The 1302-nt window shown below is 58.2% G+C and carries 1 protein-coding gene; it reads right to left on the bottom strand.

The window, feature by feature from the left end:
- Window positions 1–68: 68 nt before the first annotated feature.
- Entirely contained in the window at window positions 69–1208 is a 1140-nt protein-coding gene (locus HDE72_RS27545) for an IS481 family transposase (RefSeq protein ID WP_183748783.1), read from the bottom strand.
- Window positions 1209–1302 lie beyond the last annotated feature (94 nt).

Raw genomic sequence — 1302 nt, 5'->3', positions numbered from 1 at the left:
GGGTGTTTAGTCGGGAGACATGGGTAACACTTTGTCGGGAGACATAGGTTACACATCGAAGCACCATTTTACGGCGAATCGCGCAAGTTGATTTGCCGTATTTTCTTGTGGCAGAAAAAGACATCAAACACGTCATCAGCGTCGGATGGCCTGACTGCTACGAGCTGTGTTCTGAGGCCTTCACCGATAAAGTGGCGCTGGTTTTGGAACGAAATCTCACCCTTGTCACTGACTTTGCGCACGGTATCAGCCGACGGATATTCGAGCGGTGGCAAGACGCTGGGGAAAGCCCTGCCACTGGCCCGGTAGCGGCTCACTGGTGCTTGCTGTTGTAAAGCGGCATGCGGGCGTACCGTGTTGTAACGCTCCCGCCAGCTGTCAAAGGCAAGCTGGCAGGCGTCGAGCGAGTTGAAGCCATGGCGCTGCAGCAGCTCCAGCTTTAATGTGCGATGAAATCGCTCATCCTTGCCTTGCGTCTGCGGGTGATGAGGCCGGCTGTGGCCAACGCGAATCCCCAGGCGTATCAACCACACTTCCAGTTGCGACAGGCCACCACGCCCGGAAGTGCCCCAGGGCGTGCCGTTATCCGTGGTCATGCGCTCTGGCAAGCCATAACGCTCGAAAGTGGCCTGCAAAGCGGCTTGCACCGTACTGCGCTGCTCGTTGCCACAGGCTGTCAGGCACAAGTTAAAGCGAGAATGATCGTCGAGAATCGTGAGTGGATGGCAACGACCGGCGAGCGTATCGGTCAGCGCGAAATGCCCTTTGAAATCCATCTGCCAGAGCAGATTGGGCGCGGCATGTTCAAACCGCGACGGTGCCACCTCTTCCTGCCTGACAGGTGCCCCCAGGATCGTGCGGCTATGACGACGCAATACGGCATCAATGGTGCTGTGATGCGGCAGTTTGGCGTCAAGCGGCAGCAATGCCCTCAGCTTACGTGCGCCCCAGTACGGATACTCGGCATTGAGCGCCAGAATGCGCGCTTCCAGCCCGGCGTGTGTACTCGCCGGCGACGCATGCGGGCGCCGCGACTGATCCTGCAGACCGCTGTTGCCTTGTTCTCGGTGGCGTTCCAGCCATTTATACGCCGTCTTGCGGCTGATGCCAAAGTTCCGGCATAACGCCGCGAGGTTGGTGCCGGGCTGCTGCGCCAGCAGAATAAATTCCAGTCGGGTAGACATGAGGGTAGCGTCCTTCCAGGGCATTGCACGCTCCAGTTTGTGGCGGTGCAATCATCATAAAAGGTGTTACCCATGTCTCCCGACAAGTGTTACCTATGTGTCCCGGCCATACACCCTC

The organism is Janthinobacterium saanense, from assembly GCF_014200675.1.
GTDB lineage: Bacteria > Pseudomonadota > Gammaproteobacteria > Burkholderiales > Burkholderiaceae_D > Janthinobacterium.
This window is presented reverse-complemented; position numbering and strand designations above follow the sequence as displayed.